General features: G+C 60.2%; 23 protein-coding genes. 5 read left to right on the forward strand and 18 right to left on the reverse strand.

Annotation, left to right across the window (positions count from 1 at the left end; all coding sequences use genetic code 11):
• The first annotated feature begins 113 nt into the window (after positions 1-113).
• Positions 114-413, forward strand: a complete 300-nt coding sequence (locus C8029_RS18075) for a hypothetical protein (protein WP_152003439.1) — start codon at positions 114-116, stop codon at positions 411-413.
• 104 nt (positions 414-517) lie between these two features.
• Here C8029_RS18075 and C8029_RS18080 read toward each other — a convergent pair whose 3' ends face one another.
• Genes C8029_RS18080 through atpD form a run of 9 tightly spaced genes read right to left on the reverse strand, consistent with a single transcriptional unit; the run spans position 518 to position 7,202 of the window.
• Positions 518-1,423 (reverse strand): F0F1 ATP synthase subunit gamma, encoded by a 906-nt coding sequence (locus tag C8029_RS18080; protein ID WP_152003440.1) that lies wholly within the window; start codon positions 1,421-1,423, stop codon positions 518-520.
• Complete coding sequence (locus C8029_RS18085) at positions 1,420-2,979, reverse strand: F0F1 ATP synthase subunit alpha (protein WP_152003441.1); 1,560 nt, start codon at positions 2,977-2,979, stop codon at positions 1,420-1,422. Before C8029_RS18085 ends, C8029_RS18080 begins: the two co-directional genes overlap by 4 nt.
• On the reverse strand, positions 2,969-3,739 hold the full coding sequence (locus tag C8029_RS18090; RefSeq protein ID WP_152003442.1) for a F0F1 ATP synthase subunit B family protein: 771 nt from the start codon (positions 3,737-3,739) through the stop codon (positions 2,969-2,971). The genes C8029_RS18085 and C8029_RS18090 overlap by 11 nt, the downstream gene beginning before the upstream one ends.
• 3 nt (positions 3,740-3,742) lie before the next feature.
• The gene (locus C8029_RS18095) at positions 3,743-4,042 is read right to left on the reverse strand and encodes a F0F1 ATP synthase subunit C (protein WP_152003443.1); all 300 of its coding nucleotides are present in this window, start codon (positions 4,040-4,042) and stop codon (positions 3,743-3,745) included.
• Positions 4,039-4,758, reverse strand: a complete 720-nt coding sequence (locus C8029_RS18100; RefSeq protein WP_152003444.1) for a F0F1 ATP synthase subunit A — start codon at positions 4,756-4,758, stop codon at positions 4,039-4,041. The genes C8029_RS18095 and C8029_RS18100 overlap by 4 nt, the downstream gene beginning before the upstream one ends.
• Positions 4,755-5,069 carry an N-ATPase subunit AtpR gene (locus C8029_RS18105; RefSeq protein ID WP_009571224.1) on the reverse strand — a complete coding sequence of 105 codons (315 nt, stop codon included), beginning with the start codon at positions 5,067-5,069 and terminating at the stop codon, positions 4,755-4,757. Before C8029_RS18105 ends, C8029_RS18100 begins: the two co-directional genes overlap by 4 nt.
• Positions 5,066-5,374, reverse strand: a complete 309-nt coding sequence (locus C8029_RS18110; RefSeq protein ID WP_009571225.1) for an AtpZ/AtpI family protein — start codon at positions 5,372-5,374, stop codon at positions 5,066-5,068. The genes C8029_RS18105 and C8029_RS18110 overlap by 4 nt, the downstream gene beginning before the upstream one ends.
• Positions 5,371-5,781, reverse strand: a complete 411-nt coding sequence (locus C8029_RS18115) for an ATPase (protein WP_009571226.1) — start codon at positions 5,779-5,781, stop codon at positions 5,371-5,373. Before C8029_RS18115 ends, C8029_RS18110 begins: the two co-directional genes overlap by 4 nt.
• Positions 5,778-7,202 carry a F0F1 ATP synthase subunit beta gene (gene atpD, locus C8029_RS18120; protein ID WP_009571227.1) on the reverse strand — a complete coding sequence of 475 codons (1,425 nt, stop codon included), beginning with the start codon at positions 7,200-7,202 and terminating at the stop codon, positions 5,778-5,780. The genes C8029_RS18115 and atpD overlap by 4 nt, the downstream gene beginning before the upstream one ends.
• Positions 7,203-7,473: 271 nt before the next feature.
• Between atpD and C8029_RS18125 the strand changes: the two genes are divergently transcribed.
• A complete protein-coding gene (locus C8029_RS18125; RefSeq protein ID WP_009571228.1) occupies positions 7,474-7,977 on the forward strand; it encodes a gluconokinase in 504 nt (167 codons plus the stop codon).
• Positions 7,978-8,139: 162 nt separating this feature from the next.
• Here the strand turns inward: C8029_RS18125 and C8029_RS18130 are convergent, their stop codons facing one another.
• From C8029_RS18130 to C8029_RS18145, 4 genes are all read right to left on the reverse strand, one after another.
• Positions 8,140-8,625 (reverse strand): RrF2 family transcriptional regulator, encoded by a 486-nt coding sequence (locus C8029_RS18130; protein ID WP_152003445.1) that lies wholly within the window; start codon positions 8,623-8,625, stop codon positions 8,140-8,142.
• Between the two features lie 83 nt (positions 8,626-8,708).
• A complete protein-coding gene (locus tag C8029_RS18135) occupies positions 8,709-9,791 on the reverse strand; it encodes a hypothetical protein (RefSeq protein WP_152003446.1) in 1,083 nt (360 codons plus the stop codon).
• Positions 9,792-9,793: 2 nt separating this feature from the next.
• A complete protein-coding gene (locus C8029_RS18140; protein ID WP_009571231.1) occupies positions 9,794-10,498 on the reverse strand; it encodes an RlmE family RNA methyltransferase in 705 nt (234 codons plus the stop codon).
• Positions 10,499-10,570: 72 nt separating this feature from the next.
• Positions 10,571-11,443, reverse strand: a complete 873-nt coding sequence (locus C8029_RS18145; RefSeq protein WP_009571232.1) for an NAD(P)-dependent oxidoreductase — start codon at positions 11,441-11,443, stop codon at positions 10,571-10,573.
• Positions 11,444-11,587: 144 nt separating this feature from the next.
• On the opposite strand from C8029_RS18145, the gene C8029_RS18150 reads away from it, so the two are divergent.
• The 3 genes from C8029_RS18150 (at position 11,588) to C8029_RS18160 (ending at position 15,125) form a co-directional block, all read left to right on the forward strand.
• Positions 11,588-14,059 carry a penicillin acylase family protein gene (locus C8029_RS18150; protein ID WP_193217688.1) on the forward strand — a complete coding sequence of 824 codons (2,472 nt, stop codon included), beginning with the start codon at positions 11,588-11,590 and terminating at the stop codon, positions 14,057-14,059.
• Between the two features lie 152 nt (positions 14,060-14,211).
• A complete protein-coding gene (locus tag C8029_RS18155) occupies positions 14,212-14,526 on the forward strand; it encodes a DMT family transporter (protein ID WP_009571234.1) in 315 nt (104 codons plus the stop codon).
• Between the two features lie 38 nt (positions 14,527-14,564).
• Entirely contained in the window at positions 14,565-15,125 is a 561-nt protein-coding gene (locus C8029_RS18160; protein ID WP_009571235.1) for a sugar O-acetyltransferase, read from the forward strand.
• 120 nt (positions 15,126-15,245) lie between these two features.
• Here C8029_RS18160 and C8029_RS18165 read toward each other — a convergent pair whose 3' ends face one another.
• From C8029_RS18165 to trkA, 5 genes are all read right to left on the reverse strand, one after another.
• Positions 15,246-15,572, reverse strand: coding sequence for a hypothetical protein (locus C8029_RS18165; protein WP_009571236.1), 327 nt, complete (start codon positions 15,570-15,572; stop codon positions 15,246-15,248).
• Position 15,573: 1 nt separating this feature from the next.
• Complete coding sequence (hflX, locus tag C8029_RS18170; protein WP_009571237.1) at positions 15,574-16,872, reverse strand: GTPase HflX; 1,299 nt, start codon at positions 16,870-16,872, stop codon at positions 15,574-15,576.
• Between the two features lie 218 nt (positions 16,873-17,090).
• The gene (gene hfq, locus C8029_RS18175) at positions 17,091-17,324 is read right to left on the reverse strand and encodes an RNA chaperone Hfq (RefSeq protein WP_009571238.1); all 234 of its coding nucleotides are present in this window, start codon (positions 17,322-17,324) and stop codon (positions 17,091-17,093) included.
• A gap of 159 nt (positions 17,325-17,483) precedes the next feature.
• Positions 17,484-19,031: a TrkH family potassium uptake protein gene (locus tag C8029_RS18180; protein WP_009571239.1), complete on the reverse strand. Its 1,548-nt coding sequence runs from the start codon at positions 19,029-19,031 to the stop codon at positions 17,484-17,486.
• A complete protein-coding gene (gene trkA / locus C8029_RS18185; RefSeq protein WP_009571240.1) occupies positions 19,031-20,407 on the reverse strand; it encodes a Trk system potassium transporter TrkA in 1,377 nt (458 codons plus the stop codon). The genes C8029_RS18180 and trkA overlap by 1 nt, the downstream gene beginning before the upstream one ends.
• Positions 20,408-20,489: the final 82 nt, after the last annotated feature.

The raw sequence follows: 20,489 nt of genomic DNA on the forward strand, positions 1-20,489 counted from the left end.
CATCGTGATGAAAGATGTCGCGGGATTGTGGGATTCGTCGCGGTGCCCGATACGGTTAGACTTGCGGAAAAGCTTGGGCACTTACGGAAGAAGGTAGGAAAGAAACGAACGGTTTGGCGATGTTCTTGGGCATGTCCCTAAGCATCGGGGGCGTCGGTGGGCTGCTTTCCGGCATTCTTGCACGTTCTTTTCACCGGGCAATGATGTGGACCGTCGGCTTTGGAGTTTTGGATACGGTTCTTTTAACCATGACTTCGGCGACTTCGCGCTTTGCACCGGAATTGATTCTGATTGCAGTTTTTTGGGGTCTTGTCGATTGGTTCGTCGTCGGTCGCTTTTTGCAAGACACCGGGCTTTCAAGGCTGCGGCAATCGAAACAACCGCGAAATAAACAAAGCTACGTCTCTTCATAGCAAACGGGGCAGTGGTTCCTCATTGGCCCTTCGGCGGCCCGAACCCGAACCACATAACAGGTCGCAAAGCCCCGCAGCGGGTCGGACATCGCGGCCTATGAACGTCAATCAGCCTTGGTTTTTTTGCGCCTTTTGCCCTTTTTAAGCGCCTCAAAGCCGACAATCACATCCAGCAATTCCGTGGTGATGTCATCTTGGCGCACCGCGCGCATTTGCCCGGTCAACCCCTCCAGACGGTCATCGATCGACTGTTCCGCCTGCTGCATCAGTGACATCCGTGCGGCGTTTTCGGTGACCAGCGCTTCGGCGGCGGCGCGAAACATGCTGGCGAACAGATGTTCACGGATCAGCGCCATCAACATATCCTCGGCCGCCATTGTAAAGGACGGCAACGTGCGCGAGACCCAAGGCGTGGCGGCCAGCACACGCAAAAGCTCAGAGTCGAGCGGCAAAAGCGACTTGATTTCTGGCACCTGCCCCGCCCCGCCGTCTCGGGTAAAATAGGCCAGAGACACAGAGATGTCGCCCGGATGGGCCGCATGGCGGATGTCATCAAGGCGCTGGGTCAACAGATTGGACAACCGTCCGATCCCGTCCACCGAGGCGGGCGGAAACAGGGTCTCTTTCGCGGCCAAACCTTGATCAGTCAGCGCATCCTCCATCTGCGCGCCAACGCAAAGCAGAGTGAGCGGCCCCTCCGGCCAATCTTGCACGGCTTGGGCGACATGGGCAGCCAGTGCCTCGTTATAATTGCCGCATAATCCGTGATCTGAACCAAAGACAATCAGCACCCGCCGCACAACCGGCGTGTCCCTCGCATCCAATGGATAGTGATGTAAAAACGCCTGAAATCCGGTCAGAACCGTGTCATGATAGGCCTCGATGGCGCGGGCAGCATGATCATAAGGCGCGGCGTTGATGACCGAGAGGGTTTTCATCGTATGCACGATGCCGCGAATGCTGTTCATGCTCTCGGTGCGCCGGGTCAGGCGTTCAAGCGACTGGGTCATCCTGAGCGTCCCTTGCCTGTGCCTTTGTCTGGCCCGCCGCCCGCCTGCCGCATGTGCCGACCCAGCTCGACCATCCGGGCGCGATCCGCATCGCTGATCGGCGCGTTCTCGGCAATGCGTTGGGCCAGATCGCCCAGATCGGCGCGGGCACGGCCGCGCAGCCGCAACACCACCGCCATCGTCTCCGCCTCGCTCAGCCCGTCAAACTGCCCCTCCATCGCAGCGACCAAAACCGTGAGCTGTTCGACTGCCGACATCGGATCACGCTCCGCCTGTCGCAAGGCGCCGCGCACCGCAGCCCCACGGGTCAACCGCGCCCGTGTCGCCTCATCGAGCCTTGTGCCAAACCGGGCAAATTCTTCCAACTCCTCAAATTGCGACAGCATCACCCGCAGGTTGCCCGCGACAGACCTGAACGCCTGGCTTTGCGCCTTGCCGCCAACGCGCGATACCGAGACGCCCAAGTCCACCGCCGGAAATTGATTTTTGCGCACCAGACGTGGTGACAGGTAAATCTGACCGTCGGTGATGGAAATCAGGTTGGTGGGAATATAGGCGGACAGGTTTTCGGCTTGGGTTTCGACCACGGGCAGCACGGTGATCGAGCCGCCGCCCGCGTCATCGGTGAATTGTCCGCCACGCTCCAGCAGCCGGGCGTGGATGTAGAAAATATCGCCCGGAAAGGCCTCGCGCCCCGGCGGGCGGCGCAGCAACAGCGAGAGTTCGCGATAGGAGCGCGCGTGGTGGGTCAGATCGTCCATCACCACCAAAACATCCCGGCCCTGAGCGGCAAAAAACTCGGCCATGCTCATCGCCGCATAGGGCGCGACATAGGCCAGCCCGGCAGCGTCTTCGTCGCCTGCCGACATCACAATCGTGCGCGCCATCATACCGCCTTTGCTGAGCGCGCCGATGACTTTGGCCACCGCATCGCCACGCTGGCCGATGGCGCAGTAAATGCAAATCAGATCGGTGTCTTTTTGGTTGAGGATCGCATCCACCGCCAAAGAGGTCTTGCCGGTTTGCCGATCCCCGATGATCAACTCACGCTGGCCCAGCCCCACGGGCACGGCGGCGTCAATCGTTTTGATCCCCGTGGCCAAGGGTCGTTTGATCGCCTGTCTGTTGAGGATTTTCGGCGCTTCTGCTTCGACCGGGTGCTGGGCCTGGGCCTTGATCGGCCCTTTACCATCAAGCGGCGCGCCAAGCGCATTGACCACCCGGCCCAACAGCGCAAACCCCACCGCCGTGCTGACCACCCGGTGCGACCGCAGCACCGTGTCGCCCACGGCAATCCGGTCAGATGGCCCCAGCAACACCACCCCCAAACGGTCCGGTTCAAGGTCCAACACGATGCCCTGCACCCCACCCTCAAACAGCAACACCTCATCCGAGAGCGCGCGCTCCAGCCCGGTGACGATCACAATGCCATCGGCGATCTCCGCGACCTTGCCGATCTCGCTGAGATGCGGCTTGGGGGCTTTCAGGGTCAACAATGTGTTGACAAGTCGGCCTGGGTCCAGATCAGGGACAGTCACATCGCTCTCATGCTTCATTGGATTGCGCCTTGAGGTCGCCCCCTGCGGACAGGTGATCCTGAATCACCGCGTCCAACCCGTCCAAATAGCTGTCCACGGTCCAGGCCACCTGTGCCCCCCCCATGCGCAGGACAAGCCCCGGCGCCTGGTCCGGGTCAGTGCGAAACGCCGGTGTCACACCAGGAAAAGCGGCCTGAAGCTCTGCACTCAGGGCCGTTTGCGCCGCCTCTGGCAGGGCTGCGTGACTGGTGAAAACCGCCTCCGTCGCGGGTCCAGAGGCCCGTTTGATGTCAGAGACCATCGGTTTGATTTGGCCTATCAGGTGATGGGCCATGCGCCCTTCCAATGTGTCATCTGCCAAATCCATCAGTGCCTTACGGGTCAAAGACAACAACGCCCCTGCCCCCGCGCGGTGCAATTTGGTGCTGTATTTTTGTCCCTCTTCCGTCAAATGCGCCTGCCAGCTTTTGCGCTCTTGGTCGATGCGGGCGTGGGCCTCGGCCAACAGCGTGTCGCGTTCAACTTCGGCCTCTTGGCGCAGGCGCTCAGAGACATCGGATTGTGCCGACTGCAGCTCCGCAATCTGGGTGCGATAGGAGGCCTCCGTCGTTTTGGCGGCGGCTTCGGCCTCAGCGGCCTGTTGCATCCGGGCCTTGATCTCGGCCTCACGCGCGTCGATGCCGTCCAAAATCGGCCGATATAAAAACCGTTTCAAAAGCCAGATCAGCACCAGAAAATTGGCGATCTGGGCCGCAACCGTGATCCAGTCGATCGACATGATTTACCCGCCCACACCCGGTGCAGCCGTCTGCGCCGCCGCAACGGCGGCGTTCCAGAACGGGTTGGCAAAGAGCAGGATCATCGCCACGACGAAACAATAAATCGCCGTGGATTCGATCATTGCAAGGCTGACGAACAGGGTGCGCGACAGGGTTGAGGCGGCGTCAGGTTGTTGGGCGATGGCGCTGAGCGCGGTGGAGGCCGCACGCCCTTCGCCAAGCGCCGGACCGATGGCACCGAAAGCCACGGTCAAGCCCGCAGTAAAGATCGAGATGGCAGCAATGAGACCGAGATCAGTCATGATGTTTCCTTTTCAGTCTGGGGAGGATGTGCGGGGTCGGTGGAAGATTCTGTTGAAGATTCTGTGGCGCTTGAGATGTAAACCGTCGCCAGAATGGCAAAAATATAGGCTTGGATCATGCCGGTCAGCAGGCCCAGAACATCCATGATCACCGGAAAGAAAAACGGCGCAACCCCGAGCAGGATCGTGGCGATCACCGCCCCGCTCATGATGTTGCCATAGAGGCGCACGGCCAAAGAGACGCCGCGCGAAAATTCTGAGATGATATTGAAAGGCAGCATGATGAACGAGGGTTCAAGATAGGTCTTGAGATAACCGCCCAAACCCCGGCTGGTGATGCCAAACAGCGGCACGGCAATCAGGACGGAGAGCGCAAGCGCTGTGGTGGTGGACAGCGACGCGGTGGGCGGTTCAAACCCCGGGATGACCAGCAGCAAGTTGGAGACGGCGACGAATAAAAACAGCGTGCCGGCATAGTAGAGCAACGGGCGATCCGTGCGCCCGGCGATCTCTTTGATCTGGCTTTCGATGCCCTGAACGATCACCTCCAACATGGTGCGCCAGCGATTTGGCGGCACATCTGGGCGCAGATTTCGGGTGACCAAAATAGAGCCCAACGTCAGCACCAACATAACGATCCAGGTGAAAAACACCGTGGCATTCAGCGAGATGCCCCATAGGTCGAACAAGATGGTTTGGTCGGGGGACAGGGTCATGATGTGGCTCCTGATCCAGGGGTAAACAGGTCCAAACGGATGGCGAGAAACCGCAAGATGACAAAGGCCAAGGCAAAGCCGGCAAAGGCCCAAACCCCGGCCAAGGTCACCACGACCCAGCCCGCGCCGAGCAAAAGCACCATGCGCAAAACCGCGCTCAGGATCAGGACAGGAACCGGGCGCGTGGCTTTCAAAGCGCGCCGCATGCCATAGGCAAGGCCGGCAAAAAACACCGCACTCATCACCGCGCCACTGGCAAGCCCGATCAGCAAAGCCATCCAATCCACGCTCACCGCGTCTATCGAAATCATCGCTCGCCTCTTTCTTTGCTGATCCATGCCCCGGCGATGAACGCCCCAAGCACCACACCGCCCAAAATCAAAGCGATGGTCCATGAAAACGTCTGTGGCGCGACCCGATCCAGCCACATCCCCAAAAACGCCCCGCCCACCGTGGGCACAGCAACCGACCAGCCGACCATGCCAAAGGTGCTGATGCCACGCAACGGGCTTGGGGGGGGATGATCGCGGGTCGATTTCATCCGCTGGGCATGACGTGCGATGTCACGGGCAGACTGGTCTGATCGGTCCGATTTGGGATCTGGGGGGTTGCTCATAACGATGGCTTTCGCAAATCGGCAAAGCGGCGCACCATATTGGCCTCAAGCCGCGACAGGGCGGCGCGCGCGATGCGTTCGTCTTCGTCCATCTGGATGAAACTGTCTTGCACCCGGTCTTGCAGACTGACAAGATCATCCCCCGCCACACCGCGCCGGGTGGAGACACTGACATGATGGCCCTTTTTCACCAAAAGCCCCTCATCAAGGCCAAAAATCACCTCGCTGCCATCCGTCAGAACCAGCGTCAGAACCGAAGGCACCAGCGCCGTGACCATATCCATATGGTTCGGCAAAATCCCAAAGCCGCCGTTCTGCGCCACCGCCATCAACCGCGTCGCTTGCCCTTTAAACAACGTTTTGGTCGGCAGGCGCAGGGTGACGCTCATCTCAGAGGCAAGGCTCATGTCGCCCCCTTCAGGTCCTGCAACCCGCCGATCATGTAATAGGCGCTCTCAGGCAAATCGAATTGGCTCTGGCCCAAAATATGCTCACAGCCGTCGAGCGTGTCCGAAATCGGCACCGATCTGCCCGTCGTGCCCATGAAAGAGCCGGTGGTGAAAAACGGCTGGGTCAAAAACCGCTCCAATCGACGGGCGCGGGCCACGGTGGCCCGATCCGCCGAGGACAGTTCTTCGAGGCCCAGCATGGCGATGATGTCACGCAATTCTTCATAGTCGGCCAAGGTCCGGCGCACCGCGCGGGCGATGTCATAATGGCGTTGGCCAACCACCGAGGGCGTCAACATCACCGAGGCCGACGCGAGCGGATCGACCGCCGGATACAGCCCTTCGCTGGCGCGTTTGCGCGACAACACGACCGAGGCCGAGAGGTGCGAAAAGATATGCGCCGCCGCCGGGTCGGTGAAATCATCGGCCGGGACATAGACCGCCTGAATCGAGGTGATCGCACCTTTGTTGGTCGAGGTGATCCGCTCTTCCAGCGCCGCCAATTCGGTCGCCAAAGTCGGCTGATAGCCGACCCGCGAGGGCATCCGCCCCATCAGCCCCGAGACCTCGGACCCGGCCTGAACAAAGCGGAAAATATTGTCGATCAACAGCAGCACATCCTGACCTTTGTCGTCGCGGAAATATTCCGCCATGGTCAGGGCGGTGTTGCCGATCAAAAACCGCACGCCGGGGGCCTCGTTCATCTGGCCAAACAGCATCACGGTCTTGTCGCGCACCCCGGCCTCGCCCATGTCGCGGTACAATTCCTCGGCCTCGCGCGACCGTTCGCCAATGCCGCAAAACAGGCTGACGCCCTTGTGATGTTGGACGGTGTTGTTGATCAGCTCAGTGATCAACACGGTCTTGCCCACCCCCGCGCCACCAAACAGCCCGGTTTTGCCGCCGCGCTCAATCGGCGACAAAAGATCAATCGCCTTGATCCCGGTCTCAAGCGTCTCGGACTGCAACACCCGGTCGCTGAGGTTCGGCGGGGCTTGGTGGATGGAGCGCAGAGCGGCACCTTTGGGCGCGGGACGTCCGTCAATTGGCGCACCGAACACATCGAGCATCCGCCCCAAGACCTCATCGCCCACCGGCACCGTAATCGGCCCGCCGGTGTTGCGCACCGCCATGCCCAGACCAAGCCCGCGCACGGGGGCCAAGGCCATGGCCCGCACCAAACCGTCGCCAATTAAGGCCGCAACCTCAAGCGCCACATCGCCGGCATAGAGCAGATCATGGATACGGGGCACATCCCCGTCAAAGGCGACATCGACAACGCCGCCGCGAATGGCGGCGATATGACCGTCGCGGGACGCCGCAGCATCCACGCCCGGCTGATCACTTTGATGTTTAACCTCTTTCGGCGTGGCAGTCATAACATGTTTGACCCTTTTTCAGATCCAAAACCCAGCGCGCACAGCACGCCCGACCGGTGAGTCCTCTCCAATCAGTGTAGCCTGATAGAAAACCACAGCAATGACATTGACCCAGGTCAGCATAGGGTGACGGATGAGAACACAAACATGTGAGGGCGACACCAAAGACCGGGCGCTGTCTGGCAGACATCAGGGGCTTTGTCAGGGCGCATGCCCTTGATAGAACAACATGATAGAACAAAGCGACAAAACAGCGAACAGGCGGAACACCATGGCACAGAGCCTTGTCATCATGGGGGTAAGCGGTTGTGGCAAATCCACGCTCGGGCAGGCCATGGCGACGCAGCTTGAGTGGCGCTTTGTCGAGGGCGACGATCTTCACCCGCCCGAAAACCGTGCCGCGATGGCGGCGGGGCGGCCCTTGGATGACACAATGCGCGCGCCGTGGCTGGACCGGATCGCGGCGGAGTTGTCGCAAGACGCGGGTGTCGTGGTCTCCTGCTCCGCGCTCAAACGCGCCTATCGGGATCGGCTGCGCGGCGTGCCGGGCGTGGTTTTTATCCACCTCGCCCTGCCCTACGATGTCGCCAAATCCCGCGTCAGCGCCCGCGCGGATCACTTCATGCCCGCCACCTTGATCGACAGCCAATTCGCCACGTTGGAGCCGCCCGCCAACGAACCCGATGTGATCGAGGTCGACGCGACGGCAAGTTTTGACACGGTGCTGAACACAGCTCTTGCGAGCCTTGCAAGAATGGGCCGCTCAGCGCCTTAACCCTCGGCGAGGGCATGGATTACGTTGCATGGGCTGGCGACTGAATGTCATTGGCACTGGCGTTGGCACTGGCTTGTCTGGACTGGCGCTGAAGTGCAGGCCGATCAAGGTTATGGCTGACTTTGGCGCCGCGCGCGCCGGATCAGAGACTACCGCCTGACCTCAGAGCTGAGCCGCGACCGTACAGCCGCCTTGCGGCAGCATCATATCCGGCTGCGGCAGGTTCAACAACGCCTCAAGACCGGCATTGTCTGCAATCAGATCTTGCAAGGTCATGCTGTCCAACACGCCGTAAAACGCTTCTAACGCAGCCGTGAGCGCCACGCGCAACCGACAGACGGCACTGAGCGGACAGGTATTGTCATCGCCCGCAAAACATTCGGCAAAGGGCACGCCCGCTTCGAAATGACGAAACACATCGCCGATGGTGATGCTGTCGGGGCTGCGCGCCAAAGCGATGCCCCCGGCCCGCCCGCGCGTGGTGTCGATATAGCCCTCATTGGCCAAAAGATGCACCACCTGCGCCAAATGGTTCTCGGATGCATTCGCCGCCTTGGCGATCTCCGCACGGCGCACCATATGGCCGGTGTTCACGGCACAGGCCATCAACACACGCATGGCAAGATTGGTTCGGATTGTCAGCCGCATGGCGGGGGGGCTCCCTGTGAGATTTCTGACAGCTTATACAGCGGTGCTTTGTGCCACGTTGATCTACATCAGAAAGGTATATTTCAAATAGAGAAATAACCGCTTTCAAACCGGCTTTCGGCCTCAGACCCGTTGATTGCGGTCAAAATAAGCCGATTTTCGCGGATCGTCAGCGATTTTACGCCATCAAACCCCTCCGGGCGCGGCAGAACGGCGATGGCATGGCGCAGGGTATGGCGGGTGTTTGGTCCGAGGATGAGCGCGGTGGGCACGCCTTCGCGGGCAATCGCATTGTCGCCAAGCGCCGCTTTGTGGCCCTCCGCCCCGGCCGTACAGCCGTCTTCGACGCCCAAAACCCCGTCATGGCGCCCGTCCCACGGCGCATAGTCGCGCCCGCCATTGGAGATCCACAGCATCGTCACCGGCATCACCGCGCTGTCTTTGAGCACCACGACAATGTCATTTTGTGCCGCACGGGTCACGGCGGTCCAACCGATCCCGACCTCAGCTTCCACCAAAGTGACGAAATCCTCATGCCCGCTGCCACGCGGATACTGGGTCAAGTCCACCGTGCCACCGTTTGCTGCGGGAAAACGCGTCAGATCGGTGCTGCGCCCCGGATAGGCCAGGACATGCGCCGGTTCCAAAGGGGTCTCTGGCGACAGAGCGGCGCGTTTGGGCGAAGTGGCAATGGCATCGCCGGGAGAGACGCGGATCATCGGATGATGGGCAAAGGTCAGCCCGCTCGGCGCGGTTGCCTCTTGCGGTCCGCCTTCGATCACATGGGTTTGATAGAGCACGGGGTGGTCTTCGCAAAGCCGGATGTCTTTCGTCACCCGCGCGCCCATGATGTCGTGATCCAACATCAGTTTCATCCCCGCACCTCCCGCGCCTTGATAGCGGCTGATCAGATGCCAGCGCGAATTGGCGCTCCAGCCATGCGGCGGGTCAGGCACAAGATCGGAGGCACCAAAGGGCGCGGCCAGAAAATCCCCGGCCAGATGGGCGTCAATCACACTGTCTGCAGCCTGCGCCGAGGGTGTTCCGACCCAATGGGCGGTGTGCAAGATGTCGTGGCCGTCCAGAGAAAAGCGGCGGATATTGCCGACTTCAGGATCAAAGGCCAGGTCCGCAGGCCCGGCTTGAATCCTCAGCCAGCGCTCCAAGATCAGCCCCTAAATCCAGTGGCCACAACGAATTTTTCCGAACTGTCCGAACGCGACGCGGGCGGTTTGACGTGCACGACCTTTTCAAACTTCTGTTTGAGCAGCTTTTGCAAATCGCCCTCCGCGCCGCCCGCCAGGACCTTGGCCACGAACGTGCCGCCCGGCTCCAAGACGTCAAAGGCAAAATAGGCCGCCGCCTCACAGAGCGCCATGATGCGCAGGTGGTCGGTCTGTTTGTGCCCCGACGAGGCCGCCGCCATGTCCGACATCACCACATCGGCATTACCGCCCAGCCAGTCTTTGACCTTTTGATCGGCATCGTCTTCCATGAAATCAAGTTGGTGGATTTCGGTGCCCGCGATCGGATCGACCTGTTGCAAATCGACGCCCAGAATAGTGCCGATTTTCTTGCCGGATTTTTCGCCCAAAGCGTTGACCCGCTTGACCGCCACCTGACACCACCCGCCCGGCGCACAGCCCAGATCTACCACCCGCGCGCCGGGCACGAGAAAGCGGAATTTGTCGTCGAGTTCCAAAATCTTAAACGCCGCCCGCCCGCGGTAGCCCTCATCATGGGCCCGCTTGACATAGGGGTCGTTCAGTTGGCGCTCAAGCCAAAGCGTCGACGAAAGTTTCCGCCCCCGCGCCGATTTCACTTTCACCCGCAGTTCGCGCGCACCGCGTCCTGAGCTTTTCTTTTCGGTCATGTGTTTTGGGTCCTTTGATCAAGGACCTTATAGCAGGGGGATGGGGATGGGGGAAAGGGGGGTGTTACCCCCTCACTCAAACGCCTTCAGCCGCTTCATCAGGCTCGAGGTGTCCCACCGTCCGCCGCCCATCTTCTGCACGTCTTTGTAGAACTGATCGACCAGCGCGGTGACCGGCAGCGACGCGCCGACTTCATCCGCCGTGGCAAGGCAGATTGCCAAGTCTTTGCGCATCCAATCGACGGCAAAACCGTGGTTGTATTCGTCCGCCAGCATGGTTTTGTGGCGGTTGATCATTTGCCATGACCCGGCGGCCCCGCCTGAGATCACTTCGACCAAGGCCTCACCGTCCAGCCCGGATTTTTCCGCCAGATGCAGCGCTTCGGACAGGCCTTGCATCAGGCCCGCGATACAGATTTGATTGCACATCTTGGCGGTCTGGCCCATGCCGACCGCGCCCAAGAGTTTCACAATCTTGCCGTAAGCGGCCATCACCGGCTCCGCCGCCGCGAAATCCGCCTCAGTCCCGCCACACATCACCGAGAGCACGCCGTTTTCCGCGCCCGCTTGACCGCCCGACACCGGGGCGTCGACATAACCGATGCCAAAGGCGGCGGCGGCTTCGGCCAGTTCGCGGGTGACCTTGGCGGAGACCGTGGTGTGATCGACAAAAATCGCGCCTTTTTTCATCCCCGCAAAGGCCCCATCCGGGCCAAGGCAGACCGAGCGCAGATCATCATCATTACCGACACAGCTCATGACGAAATCACACCCCTCAGACGCCTCACGCGGGGTGGCGGCATATCCGCCCTGATGCGCCTCGGCCCAGGCCTGTGCCTTGGCGCTGGTGCGGTTATAGACGGTGACCTCATGGTCCTTGGCGGCCAAATGCCCGGCCATCGGGTATCCCATGACGCCCAAACCCAAAAATCCGACTTTCGCCATGGCTTTCCCCTTTGCGATCTATGTGCTTTAACGCGAGGCCAGAAGCCTAGCCCATCGGGGCGGCGCGTCAACACCCATATCCGCACAGCGGCCCCTCGGGTCCGACCCAACACGACTGATCCCATGCCCCTCTCCATGCCCACCATGCCCCGCATTTTTTCATTGCTGCTCAAACTCGTGTCCGCGCTTGTGATCATCACGGTCCTGGGCATTTGGTTGACCTATTGGTTGGCCTCGCGTTCCCTGCCCGATTATAATGCGGATCATACGGTGGCGGGGATTTCCGCCCCGGTCGAGATCGCCCGAGACAATGCCAATGTGCCGCATATTTTTGGCGCCACGGATGCCGATGTCTATTATGGCTTGGGCTTTGCGCATGCTCAGGATCGGTTGTTTCAGATGATGTTGCTCAGGCGCACGGCGCAGGGCAAGCTCTCTGAGGTTTATGGCCAGCGCACCTTTGCCACCGACGAATTGATGCGCCGTCTTGGGCTTTATGCCGCGGCGGAGGCCTCGGTGGCGGCGCAAACGCCCGAAACCACGGCGGCACTCGAAGCCTATGCGCGCGGCGTGAATGCCTGGATCGAAGAGGTCAACAAAGGCTCTTTGGGGCGCGGCGCGCCGGAGTTCTTTTTGTTCCCGACAGAGATTGCCTATTGGCGGCCTGCTGATTCCATCGCCATTCTCAAACTCGTCGCGGTGCAGCTCTCCGATCAAATCCCCAACGAGGTTTTACGCGCGCGCACCTCTTTGTTGATCTCGCCCGAACGGCTGGCCGATCTGATGCCCGATGCGCCGGGTCAGGGCACCGCAGTTTTGCCCAAATATGCCGCGCTTTTCCCCGATGTCGCGCCGTTCACCGCCAACTCCGGCATCGACTATGCGCTCGCGCCCTTCCCCAAAGCCGGGCTTGCGGGCGCGTCCAATGTTTGGGCCGCCTCCCCCCGGCGCTCCGCCTCGGGTGCGACGCTTTTGGCCAATGATCCGCATCTGGGGTTTTCCGCTCCGGGGGCGTGGTATTTGGCGCGGCTGGAACTGGGCACGGGCGGCGTGATTGGCGCGACTGTACCAGGGGTTCCGGGCGTTGTGTCGGGGCGCGGCGAGGATTTTGGCTGGGGCATCACCGCCGCCTATCTGGATGACGCCGATCTTTATGTGGAAAAGCTCAACCCGGACAAAGCGGACGAAGTTCTGACCCCGGCTGGGTTCAAACCGCTGCGCACACGGGCCTCGATCATTCAGATCAAAGATGCGGCCCCGGTGACCTTGACGCTGCAATGGTCCGAAAACGGGCCGATCTTGCCAAAAAGCGCCTTTGACGTCGGCACGATCACGCCGCCGGGTCATGTCATGTCGGTGGCCTGGACCGCGCTGGTGTCCGATGATCGCTCAATGTCGGCGGTGGTGGCGCTGAACCACGCCCATACGATGACCTCCGCTTTGGCGGCCGGGCGCGATTTTGCCGCCCCCGCGCTCAATCTGGCGCTCAGTGACCCGGATCGGGTGGCGATGAAAGTCATAGGGCGCGCACCTTTGCGGGACGCCGCGCATCAATCCATGGGCCGCATTCCCTCCCCCGGCTGGATCGCAACCAACCGTTGGCAGGGCTGGCGCAGCTATGACGATCTGCCAGAGTTCGACGCGGGGCCGGATGAGATCATCGGCAACACCAACAACAAAACCGTCGATGCGCCCTTCCCCGATCACCTGTCATATCACTGGGGGGACAGTCAACGCATTCAGCGGTGGCAACGGCTGATGCAATCGCGTGAGGTCCACACCCGCGAGAGCTTTATCGAGGTGCAAAACGATGTGGTGTCGCCCTCTGCGCGGGCTTTGTTACCGCTCGTTGGTGCCGATCTTTGGTTCACCGGCGAGGCCGCCCCTGAGGGCACGGTTGAGCGTCAACGCCAACGTGCGCTTGCCCTTTTGGCGGAATGGAACGGCGAGATGAACGAACATCTGCCCGAACCTTTGATCTATTACGCCTGGATGCGGGCGCTGCAAGATCGCCTGATCCGCGACGAAATCGGCCCCTTGTCGCATGAGTTCACCCATGTCGAGCCGCTGTTTATCGAACGGGTCTACCGCAACATCGGCGGGGCCTCCGTGTGGTGTGACGTATTGCAATCCGCCCCGGTCGAGACCTGTACCGACATTGCCCGGCTTGCCTTGGACGATGCACTTTTATGGATTGGCGAGCAATATTCGACCAATCTCGAAAGCCTGCGCTGGGGGGATGCGCATATAGCCCAGCACAACCACCCGGTTTTGGGCAATGTCCCGTTCCTCAAATGGGTGGTGAACATCCGGCAATCGACTTCGGGCGGCGACAATACCTTGATGCGTGGCGTGACCTCTGGCGAGGGTGATGATCCCTTTGCCAACGTGCACGGCGCGGCCTATCGCGGCGTCTATGACTTTGCCGATCCCGACAGTTCGGTGTTTATCACCGCCACCGGGCAATCAGGTCATCCGCTGTCACGTCATTACGATGATCTGGGTGAGCTGTGGCGGCGCGGTGAATATGTGCCAATGAGTTTGGACCCCGATCTGGCGCGCGCGGCAGGTGTGGGCGTGACGCATTTGACCCCGGCGGATGCGCAAGATCAGTGAGAGCTGCAAAGAGGATCAGCCCGACACCTGGGCTGATCCAGTGGCGTAGTCCGCATTTATTTCTCAACCGGAAATATTTTTAACCAACACCTTGCCAGAGGCGCCGCGCTGCCGCATCCTTGCCGAAACACACGCGCACAAAGGATCATCATATGGCTTGGGTCTATCTGACCATCGCTGGGCTGCTCGAAGTGGCCTGGGCCTTCACCATGAAACAATCCGACGGCTTCACCCGCCCGTTGGACACCGCGCTGACGGCCGTCTTTGCGCTCAGTTCCTTTGCCCTTTTGGCCATGGCGATGCGCAGCCTGCCTTTGGGCACGGCCTATATGATCTGGACCGGGATCGGCGCAGTCGGGGCGTTTATTGTGGGCATTGTGGTGCTGGGCGAGGCCGCCACCCTGCCGCGTTTGATCGCGGCGGGCTTGATTTTGGCCGGGATTGTGACCATGAAACTCTCACATTGAGCCGCGCAGCCCGCGGTGATTTCATCCGGTGAGTGGCAATGGACGAGTTTGAAAAGATGCAGGCCGGGGAGTGGTATTGTTGCCTTGATCCGGCGCTGGATACACGGCGATTGCGGGTCTTTGACGCGGTCCACGCCCATAACGCCACGCGTCCCAGCGCGCGCGGCAACATCGCGCCTGAGCTGCGCGCGGTTTTAGGCACAGCCCCGGACACGGCCCGGATCGAAGGCCAGTTTCGTTGCGTCTATGGCGTCAACATCCATCTGGGCGATGCGGCGTTTTTGAACGTCGGATGCGTGATTTTGGACAGTGGCCGAGTGGAGATTGGCGCGCGGTCGATGTTGGGTCCGCATGTGCAAATCTACTGTGCCGATCATCACCGCGACCCAAAGCTGCGGAGTGAATTGATCGAACGCGCCCTGCCCGTCCGCATTGGACAAGATGTCTGGATCGGTGGCGGCGCGATCATTTTGCCCGGCGTGACGATTGGCGATGGCGCGATTGTCGGCGCGGGCAGCGTGGTGACCAAAGATGTGGCCCCCGGCGTGACCGTGGTCGGCAATCCGGCGCGGGTGGTGACGCCGTCCAGAGAAAGCTGACTTAAAGCGTTTCGGGATTAACTTGAATAACGAGTTTGTCCCGAAACGCCCGCATCCTAAGTTAGGCTCCGCGCGTTCGGATTTAAGTCGTATCTCACCTTAAATCCGAAACGCTTTAGGTCAGGCGTCCATCTTGCCCGGCTTGACCTTGCCCGCAAAGACGATGAACGCCGCACCATTTTTCAGCGCCTTCTCAGCCGCAGCCTTTTGATCGGGGTCTTTCAGCAAGGCGGGGTTGGCGGAGACGGCTTTGCAATTTTTGACATGCACTTTGTCCCAACCTTGCGCACGCAGGTTGAACACGGCGTGTTCCAAAGCGACGCCATGCGCCGGGGCGACAACAAAGCCGATGATCGGTCTGCGCAGGCCGGGGCGTTTGGCGATCTTCGGTCCTGCCGTCGCTTCCAGCAACAGCATATAGAGTTTTGCCGTCCGTTTTTCCGCCATCTTACATCTCCCGAAATTGCTTTTCTTGCCGCGGGGTCCAGAGCACCGTCATCTGATACCCCTCCTCGGTCGCCGTTTCCTGTTCCACCACACCCTCGGCGAACAACCAAGCGCGTTGTTTGCCCTGTGCATAGGGCAACAGGAGGTCGCGACTGATTTTTTCCTCTTCGAAATATTTCGAAATGGCGGCCAAAAGATCGGCCACGCCTTCGCCGGTCACTGCGGAAATGGCGAATTTATCATCCTCAGATTGCGCGCGCTCAAGCCGGGCCTGACGCGCCTCATCATCCAACAAATCAATTTTGTTCCAGACCTCAAACATCGGCGCATCTTCTTTGATGCCCAGATCAGAGAGGATTTTACGCACATCCGCCGCTTGTTCGTCGCTTTTCTCATGGGAAATATCGCGCACATGCAAAATCAGATCGGCGTCCAGCACCTCCTCCAACGTCGCGCGGAAGGCGGCGACAAGTTGGGTCGGCAGGCTGGAGATAAAACCCACCGTATCCGAGAGAATGATCTCGCGGTCGGTGCCACCCTGCGGCGCTTCCAAGACCACGGAGCGCATGGTCGGATCGAGCGTGGCGAACAACATGTCTTTGACGAACACATCGGCACCGGTCACCTTGTTGAAAAACGTCGATTTCCCGGCGTTGGTGTAGCCCACCAGCGCCACGATTGGGAACGGCACCTTGGCGCGCGCGGCGCGGTGCAATTCGCGGGTTTTGACGACTTTCTCAAGCTGGCGTTTGAGCCGCAACAGGTGGTCGTCAATGGCGCGACGGTCGGCCTCGATCTGGGTCTCGCCGGGACCGCCGACAAAGCCCAAACCACCGCGTTGCCGCTCAAGGTGGGTCCAGGCCCGCACCAGGCGGGTGCGTTGATAGGTGAGGGCTGCCATTTCGACCTGCAACACCCCCTCGCGGGTGCGGGCGCGATCGGAAAAAATCTCTAAAATAAGCCCCGTGCGGTCGAGAAGTTTGACCTTCCACTCTTTCTCAAGATTGCGCTGTTGCACCGGGCTGACACGCCCGTCGATCAACACCAAATCGACCTCGGCCGCGTTCAACCGCTCTTTGAGTTCGGCGATTTTGCCCGAGCCAAACAGTTGCCCCGGCTGCATTTTCGGCAGGCGCACGATCTCTGAGCCAACCACCTCAAGTTCGGGCAAAGCATCGGCCAAGGCCACGGCCTCTTCAAGCCCCGCGACCGGATCGCGGCGGTTGCGATCTGATGTAATATCCGGGTGGATGACCCATGCGCGGGTCTTCAACACCTCATGTTCGTGCAGTTCGGACAATCGTATTCCTTAGGGTTGCGGGTGATCTCAGGCGATTTTCGCCGCTGATTTCACCCAATCTCTACTCTGCCGCAGGTAGCGATTTGCACGCCAATTTACAAGGGCACGCAAAAAGGCACAGAGCCAAACGACCCGTGCCAAAGCCGAGATGTCATCGGCTCATTGCGCCTTCACAAGACAGGACAGGGGCGAGACGCAGGGCCGCACCCCCGTGCCGCTTACTCTTCGCCGTCGTAGAGATTGATCGGTTGCGCCGGCATTATGGTCGAGATCGCATGTTTATACACAAGCTGGCTTTGACCATCGCGACGCAGAAGGACGCAGAAATTGTCAAACCATGTGATCACGCCCTGAAGCTTGACGCCGTTGATCAAAAAAATCGTTACGGGAACTTTGGTTTTGCGGACATGATTGAGAAATGCGTCCTGGAGATTCTGTTTGTCACCGGCCATGATACTTTGCCTTTATTCTTGCGCTTATGATGCGAGCTGTCCCTCGGGCGACAGCACTTGGCGACACGTTCGCAGGAGTTCTTAAGGAATGTCAAGATAACGGCATGATTTTTGGCCAGATGCCGGGAAAGGCGGCACAATTTTGCGTCACTGCGGCCACTAACGCCGCCAGAATTCCGGGTTCAACAGGGCAATAATCGCCAACATCTCAAGCCGTCCCAAAACCATGGTTCCGGCCAGGATCACCTTTTGCGGGTCTGACAATGAGGCGTAGCTCATCGAGGCTTCGCCTGCGACCTTGATCAAAGGTCCGGTGGTGGTCAGCGCCGAAATGGTAAACACCGCCGCCTCTTCGAATTCCACGCCAAACAGCGCCAGCAACATCATCACGAAGGCGATGGTAAAGGCGAAAACCATGAAATAGACCCATGCGACATAGGCACCTTCGCGGCGGATGCGCCGCGCATTGGCCCCCGCGCCGCCGACCGAATGCGGCGAGATCAGTTTTTCGATCTCGCGTTCGCCGTGGCGCACCAAAGCGTAAAGCCGGATCAGCTTCACCCCGCCCGCCGTGGTCGCCACGCCGCCGCCAAAGATCGCCAACCCCATCAACAACACGCCCGGCGCTTGCAAGCCGGACCACAGCCGTGCCTCGGCCCAGCCCGAGCTTTCGAATCCTGCGGTTGAGAGAAAGGACAGCACCATGAACAAGCTGCCCCAGAGCGAGGACAGAGCGCGCCAGAACGTCCAATCGCCGGACACCTCCAAAACGCTGACCCAATGGCGCAGAAACAGGAAAATCGGCACGGTGATCATCAGGGCCAGTGCGATTTTCATTTCCGGGTCGCGCCACAGCGGCGGCGCATCGGGGCGCGGATGATCGGCGGTGAAGGTTTTGCGCGACAGCGCCAAAAACAAGAAGGCAAAGACCAAAAGCTCGCCCATAAACCCGGCGCCGCCACTCTCCAACCCGCCCACGGGCGAGATACCAGAGGTGGCCATGACCGACATCGCATGGCAGAGCGCGACATAGGCCGAGGAGCCGACCATCGAGAGTGCGAACCACAGCGCCAAGGTCAGGCCCAGATAGATCGGGAACAATTTGGCGGTGAAGCGCGCCAGGCGTTCGGGGGCGGCGGCGATGCGGGTGATTTGTGAGGCGCGGGTCTCGCTTTGGCCCGGTTCGCGCGAAGAAATCACCTCGAACCCGCCCAGATTCAGCGGTGCCAACACGGCCACGGCCGTCACCCACGCAAACAAACCGCCCAGCCAACCGACCAACGCCGTCCACAGATGCACCGGGCGGGACAACCGCGTCGGATCGTCAAACAGCGTCGCTCCCGTGGTGGTCAGCGCCGAGACCATTTCGAAATACGAGTTGAAATAAGTGGTGGTTTTGGTCGCCTCGTCAAAGGGCACGGCGAGGATCAGCGGCAGCAGCGTATAGGTCGCCAAAAGCGTCAAAAGTTGATTGCGCCCCTCACGGTCACGGTCGCCCGCGCTGTCGCGGTCTTCGGTGCGCTCGGGACGAAACCGGGCAATGGCAATGAACATCGCCAGCGAGGAAAACAACACCGCCGCATAGACGAAAGCCCGGGCATCGTCCCATTCGCGCAGACCAATGGCATAGGCCGCAGGGATCATCATCGCCGTCCCCGAGACCAGCATCAGCTGGACAAAAAATGGCATGCGCGCAAAGCGGTTCATTAGAAAAAGTCGATCGACACTTGCAACAGGCGTTCGACCTCAGGCACGTCGGCGGCGAGCGAGAAGATGGTGATCACATCGCCCTCATCAACGCGGGTGTCGCCCGTGGGTTTGACGTATTTATCGCCTTTGACAATCGCCCCGATCAAGACGCCTTCGGGGAAGGCGATGTCTTTGATGCGCTTGCCGGAAATTGGTGAGGTGGAAAGCACTTGCGCCTCGATCACCTCGGCCTCGCCATCACCGACCGAATAGACATTGCGCACCCGACCATGACGGATGTGGCGCAGGATCGAGGACACGGTGGTGGCGCGCGGGTTGATATAGGCGTCGATGTCGAGCGCGGTGAGGATCGGCACCAAGGTCGGGTCATTGACCAGACAGATCGCCATCGAACAGCCCGCCTGTTTGGCCCGCACGGCGGAAAGCATATTGACCTTATCGTCGTCGGTGACGCACAGCACGGCGTCGGTGCGGCTGATGCCCGCCTCAGAGAGCAGTTCCTGATCCAACGCATCGCCATTCAACACAATGGTGCGCTCCAAACTGTCGGCGGCGCGTTCGGCGACCTTACGGTTTTTCTCGATGATCTTGGCCCGCACCCGGTCGGTGCGTGCCTCTAAAGCCTGTGCCACAGCCAATCCGACATTGCCGCCGCCAAGGATCACGACGCGGTCTTGCTTGCCTTGCTTTTTGCCAAAGATTTCAAGGGTTCGGGTGATGTCATCCGAGTGGGTGAACACATAAATCGCATCCCCCGCATAGAGTTGATCGTTGGGTTCGGGCGCAAACAAACGCCCGTCGCGGCGCACGCCGACAACAATGGCGCGCAGAGTGGAAAACAGATCGGACAATTCGCGCAGCGAGGTGTTGAGCACCGGGCAATCTTCGACCAAGGAGATGCCCATAAGATGCACACGACCCGCCAAAAACGCTTGGGTGTCAAAGGCGGCAGGTGCAGCCAGACGGCGCAGCGCGGCCTCGGCCACCTCTTTCTCCGGGCTGATCACCACGTCAATCGGCATGTGATCGCGACGGTAAAGATCGGAATAAATCGCGGTCAGATAGCTTTGCGCCCGCAGACGCGCGATTTTGCGCGGCACGGCAAAAACCGAATGCGCCACCTGACAGGTGACCATATTGACCTCATCGGAATAGGTCGCGGCGATGATCATATCGGCATCGCGTGCACCCGCTTTTTCCAACACATCCGGGTAGGAGGCAAAGCCTTCGATCCCCTGCACGTCCAACGTGTCGGTCGCGCGGCGCACCAGGGCGGGGTTGTTGTCGACGACGGTCACGTCGTTTTTTTCGCCCGAGAGTTGCTTGGCGATCTGCCAACCCACCTGCCCCGCGCCGCAAATGATGACTTTCATTGCATCATCCCTGACTGTTTTGACATCGTCGTTTCAGCTAAGAGGCTTGTCATGTCTGATCCCTTCGGTCAACTCGTCTCGC

The organism is Roseobacter sp. TSBP12 (genome assembly GCF_009129705.1).
Lineage (GTDB): Bacteria > Pseudomonadota > Alphaproteobacteria > Rhodobacterales > Rhodobacteraceae > Celeribacter > Celeribacter baekdonensis_A.

Excerpts from the sequence above, each read along its gene's own strand:
- C8029_RS18085 (WP_152003441.1), bottom strand. The coding sequence starts at position 2,979 with ATGAAGCATGAGAGCGATGTGACTGTCCCTGATCTGGACCCAGGCCGA.
- C8029_RS18150 (WP_193217688.1), top strand. The coding sequence starts at position 11,588 with ATGCCCCGCATTTTTTCATTGCTGCTCAAACTCGTGTCCGCGCTTGTG.
- C8029_RS18115 (WP_009571226.1), bottom strand. The coding sequence starts at position 5,781 with ATGAGCCTTGCCTCTGAGATGAGCGTCACCCTGCGCCTGCCGACCAAA.
- C8029_RS18165 (WP_009571236.1), bottom strand. The coding sequence starts at position 15,572 with ATGGCGGAAAAACGGACGGCAAAACTCTATATGCTGTTGCTGGAAGCG.
- C8029_RS18090 (WP_152003442.1), bottom strand. The coding sequence starts at position 3,739 with ATGTCGATCGACTGGATCACGGTTGCGGCCCAGATCGCCAATTTTCTG.
- C8029_RS18105 (WP_009571224.1), bottom strand. The coding sequence starts at position 5,069 with ATGATTTCGATAGACGCGGTGAGCGTGGATTGGATGGCTTTGCTGATC.
- C8029_RS18125 (WP_009571228.1), top strand. The coding sequence starts at position 7,474 with ATGGCACAGAGCCTTGTCATCATGGGGGTAAGCGGTTGTGGCAAATCC.
- hfq (WP_009571238.1), bottom strand. The coding sequence starts at position 17,324 with ATGGCCGGTGACAAACAGAATCTCCAGGACGCATTTCTCAATCATGTC.
- C8029_RS18100 (WP_152003444.1), bottom strand. The coding sequence starts at position 4,758 with ATGACCCTGTCCCCCGACCAAACCATCTTGTTCGACCTATGGGGCATC.
- trkA (WP_009571240.1), bottom strand. The coding sequence starts at position 20,407 with ATGAAAGTCATCATTTGCGGCGCGGGGCAGGTGGGTTGGCAGATCGCC.
- C8029_RS18110 (WP_009571225.1), bottom strand. The coding sequence starts at position 5,374 with ATGAGCAACCCCCCAGATCCCAAATCGGACCGATCAGACCAGTCTGCC.
- C8029_RS18160 (WP_009571235.1), top strand. The coding sequence starts at position 14,565 with ATGGACGAGTTTGAAAAGATGCAGGCCGGGGAGTGGTATTGTTGCCTT.
- C8029_RS18180 (WP_009571239.1), bottom strand. The coding sequence starts at position 19,031 with ATGAACCGCTTTGCGCGCATGCCATTTTTTGTCCAGCTGATGCTGGTC.
- C8029_RS18080 (WP_152003440.1), bottom strand. The coding sequence starts at position 1,423 with ATGACCCAGTCGCTTGAACGCCTGACCCGGCGCACCGAGAGCATGAAC.
- atpD (WP_009571227.1), bottom strand. The coding sequence starts at position 7,202 with ATGACTGCCACGCCGAAAGAGGTTAAACATCAAAGTGATCAGCCGGGC.
- C8029_RS18130 (WP_152003445.1), bottom strand. The coding sequence starts at position 8,625 with ATGCGGCTGACAATCCGAACCAATCTTGCCATGCGTGTGTTGATGGCC.
- C8029_RS18095 (WP_152003443.1), bottom strand. The coding sequence starts at position 4,042 with ATGACTGATCTCGGTCTCATTGCTGCCATCTCGATCTTTACTGCGGGC.
- C8029_RS18140 (WP_009571231.1), bottom strand. The coding sequence starts at position 10,498 with ATGACCGAAAAGAAAAGCTCAGGACGCGGTGCGCGCGAACTGCGGGTG.
- C8029_RS18145 (WP_009571232.1), bottom strand. The coding sequence starts at position 11,443 with ATGGCGAAAGTCGGATTTTTGGGTTTGGGCGTCATGGGATACCCGATG.
- C8029_RS18155 (WP_009571234.1), top strand. The coding sequence starts at position 14,212 with ATGGCTTGGGTCTATCTGACCATCGCTGGGCTGCTCGAAGTGGCCTGG.